17 protein-coding genes, 1 pseudogene and 1 riboswitch are annotated in these 16,933 nt (G+C 43.3%); of the genes and pseudogenes, 14 read left to right on the top strand and 4 right to left on the bottom strand.

Annotated features, from left to right (window positions below):
- Positions 1-201: 201 nt before the first annotated feature.
- Positions 202-468: pseudogene (locus ABLT31_RS26070) on the top strand (MetQ/NlpA family ABC transporter substrate-binding protein); the annotation flags it as partial.
- Between the two features lie 76 nt (positions 469-544).
- Here ABLT31_RS26070 and ABLT31_RS26065 read toward each other — a convergent pair.
- Positions 545-2,878, bottom strand: coding sequence for a YcdB/YcdC domain-containing protein (locus tag ABLT31_RS26065; RefSeq protein ID WP_367757309.1), 2,334 nt, complete (start codon positions 2,876-2,878; stop codon positions 545-547).
- 154 nt (positions 2,879-3,032) lie between these two features.
- Positions 3,033-3,191, bottom strand: coding sequence for a hypothetical protein (locus tag ABLT31_RS26060; protein WP_367757307.1), 159 nt, complete (start codon positions 3,189-3,191; stop codon positions 3,033-3,035).
- A gap of 491 nt (positions 3,192-3,682) precedes the next feature.
- On the opposite strand from ABLT31_RS26060, the gene ABLT31_RS26055 reads away from it, so the two are divergent.
- The 9 genes from ABLT31_RS26055 (at position 3,683) to ABLT31_RS26015 (ending at position 11,727) form a co-directional block, all read left to right on the top strand.
- A complete protein-coding gene (locus ABLT31_RS26055) occupies positions 3,683-6,199 on the top strand; it encodes a bifunctional diguanylate cyclase/phosphodiesterase (protein ID WP_367757305.1) in 2,517 nt (838 codons plus the stop codon).
- A 30-nt stretch (positions 6,200-6,229) separates the two neighbouring features.
- Complete coding sequence (locus tag ABLT31_RS26050; protein ID WP_367757303.1) at positions 6,230-6,931, top strand: SDR family oxidoreductase; 702 nt, start codon at positions 6,230-6,232, stop codon at positions 6,929-6,931.
- 13 nt (positions 6,932-6,944) lie between these two features.
- Positions 6,945-7,718, top strand: coding sequence for an SDR family NAD(P)-dependent oxidoreductase (locus ABLT31_RS26045; protein ID WP_367757301.1), 774 nt, complete (start codon positions 6,945-6,947; stop codon positions 7,716-7,718).
- Positions 7,719-7,855: 137 nt separating this feature from the next.
- Entirely contained in the window at positions 7,856-8,902 is a 1,047-nt protein-coding gene (locus ABLT31_RS26040) for an acyltransferase family protein (protein WP_367757299.1), read from the top strand.
- Positions 8,903-9,223: 321 nt separating this feature from the next.
- Positions 9,224-9,424, top strand: a complete 201-nt coding sequence (locus tag ABLT31_RS26035) for a hypothetical protein (protein WP_367757297.1) — start codon at positions 9,224-9,226, stop codon at positions 9,422-9,424.
- Between the two features lie 170 nt (positions 9,425-9,594).
- A riboswitch (cyclic di-GMP riboswitch) is annotated at positions 9,595-9,682 on the top strand.
- Positions 9,683-10,076: 394 nt separating this feature from the next.
- A complete protein-coding gene (locus tag ABLT31_RS26030; protein ID WP_367757295.1) occupies positions 10,077-10,199 on the top strand; it encodes an anti-repressor SinI family protein in 123 nt (40 codons plus the stop codon).
- A gap of 58 nt (positions 10,200-10,257) precedes the next feature.
- Entirely contained in the window at positions 10,258-10,392 is a 135-nt protein-coding gene (locus tag ABLT31_RS26025) for an anti-repressor SinI family protein (RefSeq protein WP_367757293.1), read from the top strand.
- 277 nt (positions 10,393-10,669) lie between these two features.
- Positions 10,670-11,344: an IS1/IS1595 family N-terminal zinc-binding domain-containing protein gene (locus tag ABLT31_RS26020; protein WP_367757291.1), complete on the top strand. Its 675-nt coding sequence runs from the start codon at positions 10,670-10,672 to the stop codon at positions 11,342-11,344.
- 239 nt (positions 11,345-11,583) lie between these two features.
- Positions 11,584-11,727 carry a hypothetical protein gene (locus ABLT31_RS26015; protein WP_367757289.1) on the top strand — a complete coding sequence of 48 codons (144 nt, stop codon included), beginning with the start codon at positions 11,584-11,586 and terminating at the stop codon, positions 11,725-11,727.
- 21 nt (positions 11,728-11,748) lie between these two features.
- Here the strand turns inward: ABLT31_RS26015 and ABLT31_RS26010 are convergent, their stop codons facing one another.
- A complete protein-coding gene (locus ABLT31_RS26010) occupies positions 11,749-12,735 on the bottom strand; it encodes an NAD(P)/FAD-dependent oxidoreductase (protein WP_367757287.1) in 987 nt (328 codons plus the stop codon).
- Positions 12,736-12,907: 172 nt separating this feature from the next.
- Here ABLT31_RS26010 and ABLT31_RS26005 point away from each other — a divergent pair, with 172 nt between their 5' ends.
- Positions 12,908-13,150, top strand: a complete 243-nt coding sequence (locus ABLT31_RS26005; RefSeq protein WP_367757285.1) for an FAD-dependent oxidoreductase — start codon at positions 12,908-12,910, stop codon at positions 13,148-13,150.
- Here the strand turns inward: ABLT31_RS26005 and ABLT31_RS26000 are convergent.
- Positions 13,102-13,932 carry a YheC/YheD family protein gene (locus tag ABLT31_RS26000; protein WP_367757283.1) on the bottom strand — a complete coding sequence of 277 codons (831 nt, stop codon included), beginning with the start codon at positions 13,930-13,932 and terminating at the stop codon, positions 13,102-13,104. The genes ABLT31_RS26005 and ABLT31_RS26000 overlap by 49 nt on opposite strands.
- 280 nt (positions 13,933-14,212) lie before the next feature.
- On the opposite strand from ABLT31_RS26000, the gene ABLT31_RS25995 reads away from it, so the two are divergent.
- The 3 genes from ABLT31_RS25995 to ABLT31_RS25985 all read left to right on the top strand — a co-directional run bounded on the left by ABLT31_RS25995 (position 14,213) and on the right by ABLT31_RS25985 (position 16,888).
- Complete coding sequence (locus ABLT31_RS25995; protein ID WP_367757281.1) at positions 14,213-14,581, top strand: Na-translocating system protein MpsC family protein; 369 nt, start codon at positions 14,213-14,215, stop codon at positions 14,579-14,581.
- Between the two features lie 149 nt (positions 14,582-14,730).
- Positions 14,731-15,744 (top strand): Nif3-like dinuclear metal center hexameric protein, encoded by a 1,014-nt coding sequence (locus tag ABLT31_RS25990; protein WP_367757279.1) that lies wholly within the window; start codon positions 14,731-14,733, stop codon positions 15,742-15,744.
- Between the two features lie 31 nt (positions 15,745-15,775).
- On the top strand, positions 15,776-16,888 hold the full coding sequence (locus ABLT31_RS25985) for a hypothetical protein (RefSeq protein ID WP_367757277.1): 1,113 nt from the start codon (positions 15,776-15,778) through the stop codon (positions 16,886-16,888).
- Positions 16,889-16,933: the final 45 nt, after the last annotated feature.

Genomic DNA, 16,933 nt, shown 5'->3' with positions numbered 1-16,933 from the left:
TTCGCAATGAATTGACTGGACAAGCCTTCGATGCCTTCAAGGCACTTGGCACCCAAGTCCCTCCACGTATCTTAGAGGGTGGGGAATCTACAGGAGAGCCTGTCACTGAATAATGTAGTGGTATGTATAATGAAAAAGGCCTGAAATCCCAATGGGTTCAGGCTTATTTGAAGTGCATGGTGTCAAACTCGAGTCAAAGAATTAGAAGCAGCCTTCCTGGCTCGCGCCCTGGATGATTTGGCTGTGGCTTCGATCAATACTAACTTTGCTATGGAAGCTGGATACAGCCCGAAGGATGACTCCATCTTCTCTGAAGGAGCAGATTCTCCTTACGTTAACGTAATCGCGGTTAATGAAAAAGACAAGGACAACCCTGTCTATCAAAAACTGGTTAATGCCTACCGTTCTGAAGAGGTAAAAGCATTCATTGAAGAAGAGTTCAATGGCGCTGTGCTTCCTTCTTGGTAAGCAGACCCCCAAATAAAACAAAAAAGAAGTAAGATATCCCCTAAGGTTATCTTACTTCTTTTTTTCTCAAATCGCCTTAAAACCGCACATTCGGACGATAATCCATTCGCTTCTCTAAAAACTTAAACAAGGTCACCGCAGACTGAGCACGAGTAAGAGCTTGGTCGGGATGGAACTTGTCGCCATAGCCGTTCATGATGCCGATTCCGGAAACAATGGCAACCTCGCCTTTCTCCCCGATGTCTCCGATATCTGCATAATCGAGCTTAAACATCGCTTCATTCTCAGCTAGCTTCTCATACCCTAGGGCTTGAACAATGAAGCTTGCCGCTTGTTCTCGAGTCATCATCTCGTCTGGATGGAATTCCCCGCCTTTTTGCAGCAATCCTCGTTCTACCGCCCATTCGATCGCCACCGCGTAGTCGTGAGTAGCAGGTACATCTGTAAAGGATGGATTTCTCTTGTTTTGGCCTGGATAGTAATAGCGACGATAATTTCCATCAATCACCCCTAAGAATAAATCCATAAATTCTCCGCGGCTGATTTGTGCATCCGGTTCTACTTTGCCATCCTTCGCTTTGAATACACCTGTCTCCAATAAATAAGCCATTTCCTTTTCCGCCCAATGGCCCTTAATATCTTGGATACCCTGTTCCTTGTTTTCCGGAACTACTTCTTTTCCTGTCTTCAGGCTGAGCATTTTTCCCGTAGCCGCATCAAGATACATCGGCTCCTGGTAATTCATCTGGACCCGATAAACCAATCTGGCATTCACCGGTTCATCCGAAGGGAGAGGGCGCCCGTAACGATACATATCCTTCTCATTGATGACCTGATACTCCAAAATGAGCTTCAGATCTTTCAGGAAGACTTCTTTCGCCTGATCCGGTTCTACCACTTCTTCTACAGGCGGCAACTCTAGATTCCAATCCCAGTTTTGCCGATATTCCACGACTTCTCCCGTTTCAGCGGAAACGGTAACCGCTACCTGATGAAACGGAACCAAGATCCCGCCAATCCGCCGCTCTAAGTTGAATCGATAGAATGGAGAAAACTCACTTGGCTCTTCCTGAAGGACTGGAGACAAGTAAAGCTGGTGCAATTTGTCCTTGCTTTGTTCCTTGACTAGGGCAAGCGCCTTTTGCTGCGCTTGTTCTTTGGATACGGGGAAGGATTTCTTCTGCGCTTCCTTGTCGCCTTGGTTCTGACTGTACTTCTCCCTTACATAATGAGCGACATCCATATGCAGGAGTTCGCCTGTTTCCGCATCGATCATGCCGCCTTGCCATCCGGTTCCGTGGGTAGGGGTTTGGTATTCAAAGTGGAACTGCCATGTTTTCCGCCCCATTTGTTCCTCGAGGTGAACGGAGGAAACCGTCACTTCTTCCGGGATCTTCATAAACTGCTCCAGCTTCTTCAACGCTTCCTCCTCGGTCAGAGGCTTGGCTCGCTTCTGCGGTGGCTCTGCTTGTTTGGTTTCGGCCAGCTTCGTTAATTCTTGATCTTCAGCGAGACTTTTTCCTCTATAATCAATCGGTCCCCCTGTTTTGGCATCTAGCATATAAAACGAAGGAGACGGCTGGTAGCTGACATACACCTTAGGCTGTTCTCCCTGTGGTCCAGGACCCGGATAATAGCCTTCAATTTGGTACGCCAGCTTCATATCCAGCGCCTTAGCCAGCCTCTCGCGGATCTCCTCCTTGCTCAACACCCCTTGCGTATCTGCAAATTTCACATTGCTCATCGTATTATAATAAAGCTGTCGAATTTTTCCTTCGCCATCAACCTGGACGCTCAGTTGATTTCCGGCAAAAGGTACCCCATTGACCTTCTGGACAAACCGCACCTCATAGCTATCCTGAGGGGAACGAATCACCTTTCCATATTCTTCGCCTTCACGCGGATCAAGCTGGAGATTGCCGACCTTCTCGCCATAGGTTTTCTTCACAAACTCCTCTGCGACCTTCACCGCTTCCTCATATTTCACACGGGGAGGGAGCTTTACTTCCTGCTCGCCTTCGATCTGGCGATAGTATCGTCGAATCACGCCCGTATCAGCGTCGACAGCCACCTCAACATGGGAAAATTGAGGACCCGGCTTCATCCAGCGAATCTCCCAGACATTTTCATTCTCATAAGGTCCCATCAAACCGCTTCGACGGGACACGTTCGGCTCTTCAAAACCGTCCAGATTGCCTGCCACCATCTTGGCGATTTCAATCGCCTTTTCACGGGATACCTTCGCGTCTTGCAGAACCTCCTGGGATGGGGATTCCTCGATTTTTTTCTCCGTTGCGGTCTGTGTCACTGACACTGGCTCGGCCCCTGCCGCGACAGGAACCGCTGTCACCATTAAGGATGCAGCCAATGTGGAATAAACGAAGCGAGACCAGGTTCGATTTTTTTTCATAATTCCTCCTTTGTATCCACCCAAATTTTACTAAAAAGAACAACTCAATGATTAGACGTTTTTGGCCGGACAAAGGTTACACTTTTTTGGAAATTTATTGAAATAATAAAAAATACAAAAAAACAATTCCCTCCGTCCTGGAGAGAACTGCTTTTTAGAAAGAAAACCAACGAATAACCGTGAACAGTCCACTTATGGCAAAGAAAGCCAAGGTAAGATAAAAGATGATTTTAAGGCTACGCTTGGCTTGAGTCCATTGCGCCTTCAATACGATTTGCCTAACTCTCTCCTTTTCGTCGTCATCATTTGGCATAACGGCAATCACTCCCTTTATTTCCCATATTACAATATATTCAAGTAAACGGATAGCTTGTAAATCTATGCTAAGTAGATTAACTGGATTTTTGATCCTAGGTCGCCTGCATTTGGAACCTATCCTCACAAATTAAAATAAATTAGTCCAAAAGACTTACACACCAATCAATATGGTAAAAAAGTAATACTTTCATCTTAGTCATCCTAAACAATTTCACCAATCTGAATATAGATTTAGAATGTTTCTATCATTTTTGATGGGTAACAAGCTAAAACTGGTAATTTATTAACGAGATTTTTATCATATTAAATAAAAGTATGGGTATTTTTTCCTACGCCTACATCCTTTACAGTACCTTCGTGACAATATTTAAATCTTTATTGTAAACCAAACATATTCTATAATTTTAATAAATTCATTGTCTATCCTTCTTTCATTCCAACTTTGATAGACTGAAATGACTATTTTAAATAATGGGGGATATTTGTGTGTCCATAAAAGCAAAGGTAGCAACAGTATTCCTACTGCTGGTTACGGCAGTTTTAATTTTAAATAATGCCCTGCACTATTATTCTACAAAGAATATATTAGTGGAAAATCAAAAAAAGCTCATGGAAATTACTGCAAAAGAGATCAGCATTGCCATTGAGAACTCTAGAGAAGGCTCAAAATACATAGAGACTCTTATTGGAGAAAAGCTTCGAATTGCCTCACTCGTGGCCAAATATGCGTTGCCACCTACAGCCGATCAGGTAACCAACAAAGAGCTTCAGAGACTAAGTGAGGAAATCGGGGTTTCCCACATCACGCTATTTCAGGAAATTGGCGATGATATTGTAATGACCAAATCCTCAGACGAAAAGGAAATTGGTCTTGGATCGAAAGAATGGGGCTACTGGTTTGATGCATTCAAACAATTGTTAAGCGGAGAGCCCGTGACTATTCCTCAAGGACAAAAACTCCCTCATTATTGGGCCGGTCCTATTGACGTTTCCAGCTCAGATCCAAATCATTACGATAAATGGGGCTATTTTTACGATGGTACAACAGACTATATTATCGATCCTTACGTCCGTGATAATCAGATCCATCAGTTCGAAGAGATTACTGGAATTAAGTCTTTCTTAGACAAAACATTAAAGAACAATGATATAACCCTAGAAATTACAGGTTTTAACCCAAAAGCCTTTGGTCAAGATCCAATTGTCACAAATGTTAATGGAGTCTCTTATGTCCGAATAGAAGATCGCCCCATTCTTTTTGGTGATTACACCTATAAAATGGAATCAACCGATATTTTAAAGGTTCAAGAGGCAGTAAAAACGGGAAAACAACAAAGCTTTGCAGCTGAAATTAATGGAAAAAAGGTAATCAAGAGTTTTTACCCAGTTCTAGAAGAAAAACCATATGTCATTAGCCTTGTTAATGATTATAAACTCATTCAAGATGTTTTAAACGAACAGCTTTACAATAATTTGATTATATCCTTTATTATCTTGTTAATTGTATTTGTTGTTAGCTATCTTCTTGCCAACTACTTAGTAAAGCCAGTTCAGTATATTCTAACAAAAGTTGAGGAAATATCTAAGGGCAATTTCAGTGTCCGGGTTAAGTATCAACGTAAAGACGAATTAGGCTTGTTAAGCGAAGGTATTAACACAATGTCACAGAACCTAGAAAGCTATACGAATCAAATTCGTTTTCAAGCAGATCATGATTCCTTAACCAATCTTCCAAACCGACGGTCTTTTTCTGCGAATTTGAAAGATAGTATAGAACAAGCCTCACAAAAGAAAAATACGGTCGCCTTGATGTTCCTTGATTTAGACCGTTTTAAATCAATCAACGATGTTTTTGGCCATACTATGGGTGACCAACTCCTCGTTGCGGTTGCTGATCGGATGCAAAATGATCTTGGGAAAGTTTACAGGATTGGCGGTGATGAATTCACCATAATCCTAACCGATACCAATAAAAAAGAAGCTGAAATCGTAGCTAAGCAAGTCCTCGCCCTGCTTACTCAGCCCTTCCATTTAGATGGACAAGAGCTCTACATTTCAACAAGCATTGGTATCAGCATGTACCCATTTGACGGAGAAAATGCAGAAACCCTCATCAAAAATGCAGACATATCAATGTACAGGGCTAAAGAAAAAGGGAAAAATACGTATCAATTCTCTAATTCAGATATGGATCAAATTCTTTTAAAGCGGACCATACTTGAACGAGATTTGCGCAAGGCGTTGGAGAAAAATGAACTGCAGCTTTATTACCAGCCAAAAATAGATTTGGGAACAGGTCGGATCACAGGGGTAGAGGCTCTGCTTCGCTGGTTTCATTCCAAATATGGCTTGGTATCCCCTGCAGAGTTCATACCACTTGCCGAAGAAACCGGCTTGATTACTTCAATTGGAGAGTGGGCATTGCGAACAGCATGTCAACAAAACAAGCTTTGGCAAAATCAGGGCTATCCTCTAATGAGTGTAGCTGTTAATTTATCAGCCCGTCAATTTCAGAAACAGGATTTAGTTGACGTAATTGTAGGCGCATTAGAAAAAACAGGACTTGAACCTCAGTATCTCGAGCTTGAAATTACTGAAACTGTCGCTATGAGCCATGCCGATTTTGTTATTGAAAAATTAAACTCCCTTAAGTCCTTAGGTATTCGCCTTTCGATTGACGATTTTGGAACTGGCTATTCATCATTAAGTTATCTCAAAAAATTTCCAATTGATACACTTAAAGTAGATCGCTCATTTATCAAAGATATATCTAACGATTCTGACAGTAAAACTATTGTGACGGCCATTATTGCAATGGCGCACCATCTTAACCTTAACGTAGTTGCAGAGGGCGTTGAGAAAGAGGAACATTTCTTTTTTTTACAGCAACATGGATGCAATGAAATACAGGGCTATTTAATTAGTAAACCCTTATCAGTGGGGGATTTTGAGAAAAACTTTAAAGGGCTGCAGGAAAGCGCCGCTTCCTATTATCAGACCTAATTTTGGTGAGGTGGAAAATTGCGTAGAAATATGAGTGGAAAAGTTGTCTTGATAACCGGAGGAAAAAGAGGCCTAGGAAAAACAATGGCTGAATTTCTAGCTTTAGAAGGGGCTTCGGTTTGGATAACATCACGACAAACAAATAACAGCGAGCTTTCAACCGAGCCAGTAAAACCAGGAGAAATCCGGGAGGTTCAACTTGATGTCACCAGTGAAGAACAGGTGAAAAGTGTTTTCCAGCATGTATTCTCCCTCCATCAACGGATTGATGTTTTAGTTAACAATGCCGGAACCGGTATTTTCAAAACTGTCTTAGATACCTCTCTGGAGGAGTGGAATCAAGTCATTCAGACGAATCTTAGCGGCGTATTTTTGTGCTCTAAAGAGGCCTTTCGTTATATGAAAGTTCAGGGAGGAGGCAGAGTTATCAATCTCTGTTCGGTATCCGGTTACCTCCCTATTCCAGAAAACGGGGCATATGGAGCCTCTAAATTCGGTGTTCATGGCTTCTCACAAATACTAAATGAAGAAGGGAAGCGTTATAATATACGCGTATCTATTGTCAGTCCTGGTGCAGTTTATACCGATATGACCAAAGACAGACCAGGTTTTCAGAAGGAGGATATGCTGACACCGGAAGATATTGCAGAAACTATACTGGATATCGCAAAACGTCCTCTTCATGTGAGAATTGATGAAGTCAAAATACTTCCGCCAAAAGGGATCTTATAAAAGGGAGAAATCCATGAAAAAAGCAGCTATTATTACAGGAGCAGGTCGAGGAATCGGAGCAGAAACTGCAAAATTATTTGCCAAGCAAAACATAGCGGTTGCTGTTCTTGATAGAGATGAGCAAAGCGCACTAAAGGTTGCCCAACAAATTGAGAGGGAAGGAGGGCTGGCCCTCGCCATATCGTGTGACGTTGGGAAAAGAGATGATGTTGAAGAGGCTATCACCGTCGTAGAAAGGAAATGGGGTACTCCATTAATTCTAGTCAATAATGCGGGGGTCGGCGGTCCCTTCCATCGTGTAGACCAGGTTTCTGATGAAGAATGGGATTGGATAATTAATACCAATTTGAAGAGCGTTTTTCTATTCACCCGTAACCTCCTTCCCAAAATGAAGGAAGCTGGTTACGGAAGAATCATTAATATTGCTTCTATTCAGGGGCTATTAGGATCTGCCCATTCATCGACATATGTTGCAAGTAAACATGGTATGATAGGCTACACAAAAACGATAGCAGCCGAATGGGGACGATTTGGCATTACTTGCAATGCTATTTGTCCTGGTTACGTGGATACCCAAATGGGGATTCGCCCTGAAGATATATCAGACTATTATCAAAGAGTCATGGAAAAATCTCCTGTAAAGCGAGTTGCCCATCCTATTGAAATTGCAGCTCTAGTTGCACATCTAGCTGGAGAGCATGGCGGGTATATTAATGGAGCATCCTATACCATTGATGGCGGTATATCTGCACATGTTGGAATTACTTCTGATTTGGAACAAGCATAAATGAACACCGCACTCTCCATTCATCAGGGTGCGGTGTTCTTTATTGCTAAACAAATATATCATCCTCATTTCACAAAACCAATAGATTTAGCTATAATAGAATTCAAAATACTATAGCTATAACAAAGGAGAGATCCATGAACAAATTGAATGATAAAGAGATCTTTGCTTGTCTCTTTATCCTCCAGTTGGTTGCATCGTTTCTGGTTTACGTGGGACATTATACAGCAAGCCTGACCCATCTAACACCACCCACTCTCTGGGAAAGCGCCCTGAACCAAACGGCCCGATACGGTACCGTACTTTTGGCCATCATTACCGGCTTTTTTACGGCGCACAGCCTTCATGGCAAGAAAGCCAAAGCAGCGCCTTACTTTAAAGGAAAGCTATATTATATCCTGATTCCCTTTTTACTGGCAGGAGTCGTGTACCACAAGGTTCTTCATGGAGCATGGCCCCATTTTCAGCATCATTTTGAAAATATTCTTCTCGGCAATACGGGAAGACACCTTTACTTTGTCTTTATGCTCTTTCAATATTATGTGTTTGCCTACTTGTTTCGAAATCTAATAACGAAAAAAACGATCTATCTGTTTATTCCTGTCTTTGTTGTATTTCAGTTTCTCTTCATTCGAGGGTATTCCGGCTGGATTGATTTGAATGTCCGCCATTTTTTGCCCACCTGGATTTTTACAATATACACGGGGCATCTACTTTATTGGTACCGCACTCAAATTATTACGCAATTAAGGAGAAATAAAAAGTTATTGTCGCTCTTGACCCTTCTTTTTATAGGTAGTTGGATATACTTTGTCTTCTCTGAACAACTTTTTGTAGCGAATCATCTTTCTTTTGTGTTTTCTTCTATCACATTGCTCGTTACAGCTTGGGTCCTGCTTACCCAAGTTATTCATAAGGTTCATCTTCGGTTCCAGAAAGGAATGACCTTTTATATCTTTCTAAGCCATTCCGCCTTTATTAATTTCGCCAATAAATATTTTTTATATAGATACGGTTATACCGACTTGCTGATTCAAAGCAAATGGTTTTACTTGCTCTATTTAGGGGCTATTTTTGTCATAACCCTCATTTTCTCTTATTTCCTAGCCTTGATAGTCAATCGACTTTTAAGTGGCAATACAAGGAAAGAAAATAAGAGCGGAAGGCAGTCTGCAGCGGTTTAGCAAAAAATAAGAAGACCTCCCTATCCTGTCTTATAGACTGGAGGGAGGTCTTTTCATTATGCATCGATAATTTCCCTGCCATTATGCAGGACGGGTTACATTCGTTTTCACAGGCGGTGCAACTATCGGCTGGTAGGCTGAGGTTCCATTAAGATAAAGAAGGCAATCAGCGGGATGTAGATTTTCTTACACAAAAGATAAACATCTCCCGAAGAGGTGTTTTCTATGTAAAAAAATGTACCAAACTTCAACAACTCCAAACCTTCCCTTTCTATAATGAAGGTAAGCAATCTGGCTACTGACTAATGGAGGAGGAATCTGATGAACTCGCACGAGGTATTGACCAAGGGAAACATTGTAAAAGTGAACAATGAGAACCACCCATCTTACGGTGCAATTGGTTATGTGCGCACAGTCGTCTCCCCCGATTTGTACCAAGTAAAATTAATTGGCGGAAAGCTCCTATTCCTGTTAAAAGAAGAAATTGAGCTTTGGTTGGATGTAAATGCCGAAATGATATAGTTAGACTAAAGCCGAATTCCTTTAAAAAGGAAAGTTCAGCTTTTATTTCTTCCAAAATAGTTCTATTTTCCCACTCATAAATAGAAATAAGGGTATAAAGCGCGATATTCTCTCCTGACGTATTTCTGTAAACTTTAAAATATGACTATATTCGACAAATCACATAAATCGTACGATAATGGCAAAACCTCTGAAAAGAGCTGACGCAAAGCTAAAGGGGCTTCATCGGATTATCTGATATGCCAGCCAGCTATCGAAAACGAAAGTAGATGACCCTTCCCTCCGTCGTTTTATGTGATCATGATCAGGGGGTAAATCGTGAATTTATTTCAAAGATGGAAATACAATTGGCACTGCTTTTGGTATTGTTTAAATGAACAGATGTTAAAAGATTGTACTGATAACGAACAAAAACTAATCATTCACCATAAGGTGGTTTATCATCGAAATAAGATGTTTTCGATCTAGCTCTTAAACTTCCCCAAAAATATACACCTTTCGTTTGCTTTCATAGAAATTTTCAGAATAATTTACCTTAAATTTTGTTAAACTCCATGTTATGACACACTTCGATATTCACTTATTGGTAAAATGCACTTATAGCTTTTATTGAATTCTGGTACCAATAAGAACGGGGCAGGGGTGGGACACTGTGGGGACGGAGCAAGACTTCTTAGATCCGGAATGGCTAAATCTAATTCTTGAGGCAAGGGCATTAGGAATCTCAATTGAGGAAATCAGGAATTTTTTAGGACAATCTTCACTGGCTAAGTAAGGCATATTTCTATTATTGTTAACTTATGGTAAAAAACAATAACAAAGGAGCCTATTACATGCTTGGTAACCACCGTATCGACGATGAGACGTATAGGCTAGTAAAAGAAGCGATGGACTCAGGAAAAAGCAAGGAAGAGTTTCGTAAGTTCTTGAAACAGAAGATAATAGAGAAAAACAAGATAAAAGACTAGCCACTTGCTCTAGAAAATCAAAGAGCCCTGCCAATTTAGGCAGGGCTTTTTCATGCTTAGATCACTTCAAAGCTAGTCTATGCAAGCATACAGATCTTACCTATTTTAGTGTCCTTGATAATCCGCAGGACTCTGGATAATGAAAGCTTTATATAGCTTAACAGTTGAAGCCAATTCGTTTGTAGCAACCTTTCAGTTAAACAGCATTGTGGGTGGACTTTAAATAGAATTCGTAGTAAAATAGGAACAAACGTTCCTAAAAGAGGAGTGAGCTCTATTGTTAAAGATTTCACCATTACGTAAGAAGAAATCACTTCAAGATGATCTCAAACGTTTCAAAGATCAACCCACCATAAATAAGATTCTGCAAAGCCTCTTATCCTCTAAAAAACAAAACCGCCCTTCCACATGCCCTCATTGCCAAAGCCATTGGGTCATCGGTCATGGCCAGTATCGCGGCCGACAACGGTATAAATGCAAATCCTGTGAACGGACATTTAATGAATACACTAATACCCCCCTTCACCGTACTCACTTTCCTGACAAATGGGTGAAATTCCTTGAAAGTATGGTTCGTGGGGAGTCTCTTCGACTGGCTTCAATCAGTGTTGGAATTTCTTACGTTACTTTATTCTATTGGCGGCATAAATTAATTCATGCCATGCTTAAACTAACTTCTAACAAGATCCCTTATTCAAACCAGAAATATGTACCTGTCGGCTTCTACCCACCTACTTGGCTTGTCTCCCAAGAACAAAGTTACCGCTTCGGTTCCTGGATTCTTCGTTTCAACTGGATTGCTGGAAAATATCTAACTCGTTATGTAGCCTGGTTTCACTTTATTGATCGTCATAGGAAGGAACCCCTACAAGAGACCATGACAGAATTTCTTGTACAAAGCAGTTCCATCTCACTAGAACAAACCTATCAAAATTTGCGTAATGCATCATAGTTCCCCGCTCTAACAAACACCCACAACATGATTTAACTGAAACCCTAATACATATAAAACTATAATTGCGACCTCTTTATTTCTGACAATGTTTCTATAGTTTCACCACAAACCCTAAGCTGTCTATGCCATTTTCATCGCCATTCATATCTATAGGGCTCTAGATATGAACGGCTCAATGAAGTCAGCCATCGAGATAAGGAGAGGCACAGCTCCAATCATGATCCTGAACCCGCCATTTGGCCTCAATCTTTTTTGTCACTGCCGGAATCTCCAAGGTACCCATTTCCAAAGTGATTACTGGCGCTGTTCCTTTTATTCTGCTGAGCCTCATTATCCTATTGCTAGTGACCTATATCCAACGTGTTAAGGTAATCAAATGAGGTAGGGGAAATTCCCATGCTTCATTTGCAAAGAAGCTTTTTCCCCATCTCCTCCCCTGCTGAGACCCCCGAAAGAAAAGCGCTCTCCAGGCGAGTTCGACCAGCTGGATCTTCCTTGCTTAAATAAGCATCGCCTGCAATCAGCAGCGGATGGGATAGGCCTCCATCGAGAAAAGGCTTCCTAGCTATATGGACGGCCTCTGCATAATTCCATCTCATGAGCTGCTTTTCTATCGGACCTTCCATAGCCAGGTGCGACCCCGCCACTTCAAGTATAGAATCTAAAATCTGTTCATCCGTTTTTTCGAAGTTTGCCCGAGACCATTCCCCTGTCATATAAACACTAACAGCAGCTACCGGGGAAATCCCTTTTTTCTCATGGTCAACGATACGTTCGATTTCTGCAGTAATGCCCTGATCGAGATGACCTGGGTACTCCAATTTCGTAGACTTACTATATTGCAGCAGTGCGACAAAACAAGGATTGAATTTCTGTTCCAGCAATAAAGGCAGATCGCCCTGTTGGAAGGATATTCCCCCATTTCTCAGGATGACCTGTGTCGATGGAGCTGGAGGGGTTAAGATAACGCCATCTGCCAAAAGCTTTTCCCTTGATTCCAATTCTACCTCTAACCCATCTCTAGCCTCCCTCACGGCTTTAACCTTAGTTTCCAGCCTTAAAGGAAGACCTTCCGCAAGCTTTGCCGCCAAGGACTGCATTCCATCCATACTCGTATACCTCGGATACGCATCGCCAAACCACCGCTTAATCCACCCCTTCCCCAACCACTCCTCCGCCTGCAACTGAAGCCTTGGGGATCGAACGGTAAAAAATTGAGCACCATAGTCGAATCGCCCTTTTCCTATTCCTTTTGTCGCCATCCGCCCTCCAATGACAGACCCTTCTTCCACAATCAGAATATCCTTAATTCCTTTTTCTTGCAGGGTACTCGCAGCCATGATACCGGCTAGCCCACCTCCCACAACAATGATACGTTGTTTCTTCATTTCAGACTTCCTCTTTTCTAACCTTTATTAAAAAAGCAATAATTGTGCCAAACCCAAAGTATAAAACGACCATCTGATTGGTGGAAGCCGGGAGTTCCAAGGATTTGAGCGAAATCTTCAGCCGTAAATCCTTTCCGCCATCGCGAGTCATGCTTCGCGAATTTTTCCAGCATTGCGAAAGATCCGCATCATCCGGTCCATGGTCGAATTTCGGCCTTATACGGGAGATGGACTGCCCATTATTGATGAAACGCCCGGCGTCAAAGGATTGATTATCGCTGCAGGCCATGAGGGTGATGGCATAGCCCTTGCTCCCATTGCCGGTCATTTGGTAGCCGATCTGCTGGAAGGCAACGGCCCTTATGTTCATCTTCTAGAAAATCTTAACCTTCCCGACCACCGCCGCCTCCTCTGAAGCCTGCTTCCCCAAAAAGTATATCGGCTTCGAATTAAACGAACCTTTTCGGAAATGCGTGGATGCAGCGTGCTATCCGGGTGGTGCCGGAACAGCTTGAAGGCTGGCTTCGTATTCGCCTCCAGCACCCATAGCTTTCCCTGTTTATCCATCGCAACGTCCAGGCCGAGCTCTCGCACATGGGGATAGTGCTCACTGATAGCAGCAGACGTATGCTTTGCCAATTTCCTCATGTCCTTTTCCATCTGCTGATCTTTCACAATCTTTCCCATGCCGCTTTTCTTAAGCGATTGGCGCAAAGTTAGTGCCTTTCCTCCTTGTATATGATTGGTCACCATTTTGTCTTTCGCTGCTTGCTTTCCCATGACTCCCATGTATTTCCACTTATCTTTCGACTTCAGCAAAAGAAGGCGAAAGTCCACCGGCTTCCCATCTACCGTTAGAACATCAATCCCCTGCTGCAGCATATAAGAGCTTTTGTTCTCAATTCGCTTGTCAAGCTTGCTTCTTAACCGCTCCCAACTTTTCATTTGCTTCCTTTGGCATCCTGCCTGCAGCAGATATCCGCCCTGCTCTAGCTTGCTCACCCTCATAATTCCCCGTCCACCGGCACCGACAACCGGTTTAATATAGACCGCCTCATATTTCGCAAGGTAATCAGAAAGCTGTCCCCAGTCAAAGAGGCAAGTTTCCGGACTATATCGGCTCACCTTAGGATCTTCCGCCAACACTCGCTGTTTTTCCCATTTGCTAAGAATATAGACTTCTCTTCTTGATGGCATCTGAACTGATCCTCTCCCTCATTATGCCTTTCCTTCATCCTATTCGCTTGCCCTTCCGGAAGAGTGGGCGATTCGTCCTCTAATGCTCTTTATAAAAACCCTGTTAGATTTTCTCACCCTATCCCAACCATAAGTCCAAAACCCATGTAAAATAAGGACATACCCTAGTTTGCAAATATTCGCTTTAGTAATTAAAATTATCACTACAGTAAATATATTGACAACTTTGTGAACTGCTTGTATAGTATGTGTAACAGCACCTTAGGAGGACTGTTAGGGGATGAAAACGCAACCAATGAATTTAGGCCAGTTGAAGCAAGAGCTGATCAAAGACTACCAAGAAGTAAACCAGTACATGTTCGGCAATGGGACTAAACATCAGCGCGTGGACATCCTGGGAGACAAGATCCTATTTATGGCCGCTCACCGCCGCGCCCCTGCGATCCGTTCCCTGGACAGCAAGAAGCGGAAAGAAACAAGGATGATGGACATCCTGTTGATCGATGAGTTTAAGGTCCATCTGAAGGATAAGCTGGAAAGTAAATATCCATTTAAGGTCGTCACCATCTTGAAGGATTACGATCCGTTCGTAGAATTAACCGCAACGGTGGTTGTAATGGATCGGGATTTGGAGACAAGCCTCACGTAACACTGAATGGTAGAATGAACTCCACTTTAGGAGTGCAGGAAAGCCGTCAGTCAAGATAAACGAGTCGCGCGAAGTTTCATTTTGCTGCGCCTGTTTACTTGCTGACGGCTTTTTTATATTCATTAAAGCCCCAGGAAGGAGAAAAAACAATGACAACATTACAACATGTGGTTTACGAGCTCAACCACCTTACCGGAGGGAGAGTCATCCTGGATCAAACGGATCCCCAAGCCCTCCAGCATCCGTTTGTCATATTAAAAAGCTCCGGCATCCCAGGCAAGGAGGTCCTAGAAACGCCTGGACTCATCTATGGGGATCCTCGTCGCCAGGTAAAAAAGATAGCCGTTGCGATGACGTTATCCGAACAGGATATCGAGCTGGCTGCTGCAACCGGAGTTGATGCTATTGTGGCCCACCATCCCATCGCTGATGGAGCGAGTTCAGGGGGAGTAACCCTGCGAAATTACCTTGACCTCTATAATGTCGCCGTTCTCGAGCTGCATGAGGCCTTCCATGGACTTCATCCGGGAATTCCTTACCTGCATGGACATCGCGTTCATTACGCGGACATCCATTTTGGCGGCAAAGAAGGCAACGTTCTTTTCGCAGGTCTTGCCTTCCCTGAAATCCGTGTGCTAGGCGATATTTTGCAGCGCCTCGATGGTTTTATGGGTCTAGAAAAAGATGAAATGCTTCTGGAAGCAGAGCAGGCCCTAAGCGGTACCTCCTCTCTCGTCGAGACTTCACAGGTCACAAAGGGGCGTATCGTGATTGGGAAAGAAGACACACCCGTCCAAAACATCCTGCATATTTTCCCGCATACCGGGTTCTCACCGGAAGATTTGCGACAAGCCAAGGAAATGTTCCCAGAATCAGACACTGTCCTTGCCTCCATTAGCCGCGTTCCCGATGGCCATGCCCTTGTGCTGGAAGCCCAAAAGCTGGGTCTGAACTTCATCATTGGCAACTGTCATGTACTTGAGATTTTTGAAAATGGATTGCCCTTGGCCTATGCCTTGGATTCTCTTTTGCCCGATGTGGAGGTGGTGGTGTTTCGAGAAAAAGTGGTTTCTACTCCTGTCCGACAAATGGGAACACAGCGCTTAAAGGAATATGCAGAAATGATGGCAGCAAACCATCTAGTGAACAAAGTAAAAGTATAAATGAAGCAAATTAACAAGGGGGCATCTATTCATGGCACAAATTCCTGGAAAAATCCAACCGATTTATGATCTTACCAACCCGCAGACCGAGCCGAAACAAAATAAGATGGCTAACGTCGGTCTCGTCCTTGTCGGAGTCCTTTTACTCCTTCTCATGTTCAAGCCTGAATGGATTGGCGGAGCATTTACTGCCATGCAGGAAAAAGTCCAGCCGATGGTCGTCAACGTGTTCCTTACCGGTACGGTCGGAGTCGCTATCATCCTGAGCGTCATGACAGGACGTGCGCTCGAGCGCCTTGGCTTTACCGATGCCCTTATGCGCCTTTTTGTTCCGATCACAAGCAGGCTAGGGGTCAATTCCGCTGTTGTTGTTCCTGGAATCTACAATATTTTAGGGGACATTAATGCCGCTGGGCGCATCGGCGGACCGATTTTAAAACAAGCGAAAGCCACGAAAGACGAGCAAAAAATCGCCATCGCCACAATGGTCCAGTCCCAACAATCCTTCTCCTGTTTTATGCTAGGCTTAATCGTATTGTCCGCTGCCGGGATTCATGCTTTCCCGCTCGTAGCCTTAACTATTTTTGCACCATTGATCTTAGTTCCGCTTATTCTAAGAAAAACCATTTGGCGTGATACCCGTCCGGTTTCCCTGAAGGACCTTCCTTCCTTTACGCCGAATACCCCTTTCTTTACTACCCTTTTTAACGGGGCAAAAGAAGGGGCCGAGCTTCTCTTCCTTCTTATCATTCCGTCGATTGCAGTTATCTTCGGGATCATCGGCCTTCTCGACTATATCGGAATATGGAAATCCATTGAAGCAGGCATGTCCTTTTTCCTTGGTATGATCGGTGTTGATCCGAAAACTGGAATCACCGCCATTATGGCCTCGCCTACATTAGCCATGGCCCAATTGCAGGAGTTTGCTGCTACTCTGGACCCGAGACTAGTCGTTGGAGCCTTTGTGTTAGCCGCTTCCGGTCTCCCGCTTTCGGATATCTTCGGACAAATTCCGGCCATCTGGTCCGCGAACTCCGACCTTTCCGCCAAAGAAGCCCTGACAGCAGCCTGTATTGGCATGGCAATGCGATTGGTTACTGTTGCTATTATTGCTTATGGATTAACTCCATTTCTAATTAAATAGAGAGCTAAAGGGATTCCTTGCAGACATATCCAACCGTCTGTAGAG

Source organism: Ammoniphilus soli (genome assembly GCF_040813775.1).
This window is presented reverse-complemented; position numbering and strand designations above follow the sequence as displayed.

Coding starts and splice junctions, on each gene's coding strand:
- ABLT31_RS26010 (WP_367757287.1), bottom strand. CDS start 12,735: ATGAAGAAACAACGTATCATTGTTGTGGGAGGTGGGCTAGCCGGTATC.
- ABLT31_RS26035 (WP_367757297.1), top strand. CDS start 9,224: ATGAACTCGCACGAGGTATTGACCAAGGGAAACATTGTAAAAGTGAAC.
- ABLT31_RS25990 (WP_367757279.1), top strand. CDS start 14,731: ATGACAACATTACAACATGTGGTTTACGAGCTCAACCACCTTACCGGA.
- ABLT31_RS26065 (WP_367757309.1), bottom strand. CDS start 2,878: ATGAAAAAAAATCGAACCTGGTCTCGCTTCGTTTATTCCACATTGGCT.
- ABLT31_RS26040 (WP_367757299.1), top strand. CDS start 7,856: ATGAACAAATTGAATGATAAAGAGATCTTTGCTTGTCTCTTTATCCTC.
- ABLT31_RS26060 (WP_367757307.1), bottom strand. CDS start 3,191: ATGCCAAATGATGACGACGAAAAGGAGAGAGTTAGGCAAATCGTATTG.
- ABLT31_RS26025 (WP_367757293.1), top strand. CDS start 10,258: ATGCTTGGTAACCACCGTATCGACGATGAGACGTATAGGCTAGTAAAA.
- ABLT31_RS26000 (WP_367757283.1), bottom strand. CDS start 13,932: ATGCCATCAAGAAGAGAAGTCTATATTCTTAGCAAATGGGAAAAACAG.
- ABLT31_RS25985 (WP_367757277.1), top strand. CDS start 15,776: ATGGCACAAATTCCTGGAAAAATCCAACCGATTTATGATCTTACCAAC.
- ABLT31_RS26050 (WP_367757303.1), top strand. CDS start 6,230: ATGAGTGGAAAAGTTGTCTTGATAACCGGAGGAAAAAGAGGCCTAGGA.
- ABLT31_RS25995 (WP_367757281.1), top strand. CDS start 14,213: ATGAAAACGCAACCAATGAATTTAGGCCAGTTGAAGCAAGAGCTGATC.
- ABLT31_RS26045 (WP_367757301.1), top strand. CDS start 6,945: ATGAAAAAAGCAGCTATTATTACAGGAGCAGGTCGAGGAATCGGAGCA.